We start from the raw sequence: 3,642 nt of genomic DNA, 5'->3' as shown, positions 1-3,642 counted from the left end.
AGCGGTGAAAACCCGCAGGCGGCCGACACTTTGGGGATCAACGTCTACAAGATGCGCTACGCTGGCGTCCTGATCTCCGGCTTCCTCGGCGGGATCGGCGGGGCAGTCTTTGCCGAAGCCATCTCCGGCAACTTCTCAGTTTCCACCATTGCCGGGCAGGGTTTCATGGCCCTGGCTGCCATGATCTTCGGCCGCTACAACCCGATCGGCGCCATGCTGTCCTCGCTCTTCTTCGGCTTTGCCCAAAGCTTGAGCATCATCGGCGACCAGATTCCGGGCATCTCCAGCCTGCCGTCCGTTTACCTGCAGATTGCGCCTTACGTTTTGACGATCATCGTGCTGGTAGTCTTCTTCGGCAAGACTGTCGGACCGGCTGCTGACGGGCAGAACTACATCAAGTCGAAATAATGAAAGCAATGAAAACAGGGCAAAGGCCCTGTTTTTTACTGACATTTTTTCCGAAAAAATGTTAAAGTAGATTAATGACAAGTTTTTAGAACAAGCTTTGTGGAGCTTAGTTCGCTAGAATTAAAAACTGAGTAGCAACTCCGTTTCTAGCCGAATTCAAAGACCCTTTTCCGGGCGCGAATTCGCGGAAGCGGAGTTTTTTTATTGGAGGTTATAAATTTAATGGATGCTCATGAAAAAGTCTCTCCGGCCGTGATCTGGTCGATCGTCGGCACTGCCGGCGTGGCCTGCTGCGGGGTCTTGGTTGAAACGTCGATGAACGTCACCTTCCCGACCCTGATGAAGGTCTTCCACCAGTCACTGAACAACGTGCAGTGGATCACCACGGCCTATCTGCTGGCCGTCACCCTGACGATCGTCCTGGCTGCCTACCTGCAGCGCAGCTTCAAGTTCAAGAGCCTGGTCATCGCCGCGGGGACCGCTTCAGTCGTCGGCGGGGTGATCTGCACGTTCGCGAACACCCTGGCCGTCATGCTGCTGGGGCGGATCATCCAGGGGATCGGCACCGGGATTGCCATGCCCCTGCTCTTCTCGATCATCATGCTGGAAGTGCCGCGGGAAAAACAAGGCGCCTTCGTCGGCACCGCGGGCATGATCATCGCCCTGGCCCCGTCTTTGGGGCCGACCTACGGCGGGGTCTGCCTGTCCGCCCTCAACTGGCGCTTCAACTTCATCTTCACCCTGCCGGTCAGCATCATCTTCTGCATCATTGCCGCCTGCTTCATGAGCGACAATGACGCCCACCGGGACCGCTTCAACTTCAGCGAATACCTTTTGATCGTCCTGGCCTTGATCGCCTTGACCCTGGCCGTCAACAACCTGAGCTCCGGCTTTGCCAGTCCTTTGGTCTGGGGCGGGCTTTTGGTCACGGTGATCGCCCTGGTCATCTTCTTTAAGCTGGCCAAGCAGGAAGGCAAGGCCCACATCATCAACATTGCCGTTTTGAAAAATACCAGCTTCAACCTGGGCCTGCTGATCTACACTTTCCTGCAGTTCATCCAGATCAGCCTGACTTTCATCATTCCCAACCTGGCCCAGCTGGGCCTAAAGACCAGCGCCCTGACCAGCGGGATGCTCCTGCTCTTGGGCAGCCTCTTGTCAGCCTTCTTCGGGCCGGTAATGGGGCGGCTTTTGGACAGCCAGGGCTTCAAGAAGCCCTTCTTAATCGGCAGCATCCTGGCCATGGCCGGCATCCTGCTCTACATCATCTTTGCCCAGAGACTCTCCGTGGCCTTGATCGTGATCTTCCACGTCATGTTCATGACCGGCTTCAGCATGATGTACAACAACTCCATGACCATCGGCCTGCAGCAGCTGGAAGTCATGCACATCGCCGACGGCAATGCCCTCTTCAACATGCTGCAGCAGTACTCCGGTTCCATCGGGACGGCCGCGATGTCAGTGATCATCGCCATCGCCGGCAGTCCTTACCAGGGCCAGAGCAAGCAGGTCGTGATGGGGTCACAGGCCGCCTTCATCGTCTTGTTCATCTTCACCCTCTTGATCTTTGCCTGCGTCTTGGGCTTGATCAAGCGCGACAAGCAAGGGCAGGTCAAAAATTAGTTCTTTCCCAGCGTCTCCCAAAGGGAGGCGCTTTTTTAATGCAAAATCCAGAATTTTCTCAAGCTATGTACTTGATACATAGTGGATTACCCGAGAAATAATGTACTCATGAGCCTGTTGCAATTAAAATATTGCTTAACAAAAGTAAGCAACACGCAAAGACAACAGGTGAAACACATGAAAAAATTCAAGTCAAAAACGATTCTGAGCCTCTTCTTAGTCGGGCTGAGCCTCTTCCTGGCCGCCTGCTCCAGCTCAAACACTTCTTCTTCGTCCTCATCATCCTCAGCCGCTGCTTCCTCCAGCAAGACCAGCAAGAACAAGACCTTGATCATCTACTACTCCTGGAGCGGCAGCACCCGGCAGGCAGCCAACTACATCAAGAAGCAGACCGGGGCCGACATGGTCGAGCTTTTGCCGGTCAAGAGCTATTCCACGGATTATGACACCGTGGCCCGGCAGGCCAACCGGCAGAACAAGCAGAAGGCCTACCCGGCCATCAAGAAGCTGCCGAGCCTGAAGCAGTACTCAACGATTCTCCTGGGATACCCGACCTGGTACAGCAACCCGCCCAGAACCTTCTACACTCTTTTCAGAGACTACAACTTCAAGGGCAAGACGGTGATTCCTTTTACCACCAGCATGTCCACGCCGATCTCGACTTCGCAGAAGGACATCAAGACAATGGCCCAGCAAGACGGGGCAACTTTCAAGAGCGGGATCCGCTATGACAACAATAAGGCTGCCGTCCGCCGCTGGCTGAAAAAGAACGGTCTTCTAAAGGAGTAAAGCCATGAAAACCGCGAAAATCATTTCTTTTCTCCTGGCGCTGGCAGCCCTGACCGCCTGCAGCCGGCAAGAAAACGGCAGCAGCCAGGCCAGCAGTTCCAGAAGCTACAGTCAAAGGGGGAAAGCCAGCGTGAAAAAGACAAGCAAACAAGTCGAAATGATCAGCTACCAGACCACTTACCGCGGAAAAGCTTATACCAAACAGGCGGAAGTCTACCTGCCAGCCGATTACGACAAAAATCAAAAGCACAACGTGATCTACCTGGTTCACGGGTCGACTGAAGTCAGCGGGGGCAGAAGCACCCTGATGGAAGACGGGAATTTCGTTTCCCTCTTGAACCAGCTTGACGAAGGCGGGCAGCTGAAGGGAACGATCGTCGTCTTCCCGACCTATTACCCGAGTTCTTCCTCAGTCAAAAGCGACTACTACGCTGACCGGCCTTTAAACGAGCGCTTCGCCCGGGAAGAATTCGTCCAGGACCTGATGCCGGCGGTTGAAAGCCACTACAAGACCTACGCCCAGAACATTTCCCGCGGCGCCCTTGAGGCCTCCCGGGCCCACCGGGCCTTCGGCGGCTTCTCGATGGGGGCGATCACCAGCTGGTATGCCTTCCAGTACGACCTGCCTTACGTTTCAAGCTTCCTGCCGATGGCCGGGGATGCCTGGAACGTAACCAGCGACGGCAGTTCTTCCCGGCCGGAAGCAACCGCGGCCCTTTTAGCCAAAGCCGCTGAAAAGGACGGGGAAGACTTCAAGATTCTGGCCGGCGTGGGCACAGGCGACCCGACCGGCGGCTCCATGGAGCCGCAGATTTCCGCCAT

4 protein-coding genes are annotated in these 3,642 nt (G+C 55.4%); all 4 read left to right on the top strand.

Annotation, left to right across the window (positions count from 1 at the left end):
• On the top strand, positions 1-408 hold a 408-nt coding region (locus lacNas_RS09140), incomplete at its 5' end, for an ABC transporter permease (RefSeq protein ID WP_201346798.1).
• A gap of 222 nt (positions 409-630) precedes the next feature.
• Positions 631-2,031, top strand: a complete 1,401-nt coding sequence (locus lacNas_RS09135; RefSeq protein WP_201330432.1) for an MFS transporter — start codon at positions 631-633, stop codon at positions 2,029-2,031.
• Between the two features lie 177 nt (positions 2,032-2,208).
• Entirely contained in the window at positions 2,209-2,820 is a 612-nt protein-coding gene (locus lacNas_RS09130) for a flavodoxin (protein WP_201330431.1), read from the top strand.
• 4 nt (positions 2,821-2,824) lie between these two features.
• Positions 2,825-3,642: alpha/beta hydrolase (locus tag lacNas_RS09125; RefSeq protein WP_201346797.1), on the top strand; the 818-nt coding region annotated here is incomplete at its 3' end.

This window comes from Lactobacillus nasalidis, from assembly GCF_016587775.1.
In the GTDB taxonomy this organism is placed as follows: Bacteria; Bacillota; Bacilli; order Lactobacillales; family Lactobacillaceae; genus Lactobacillus; species Lactobacillus nasalidis.
This window is presented reverse-complemented; position numbering and strand designations above follow the sequence as displayed.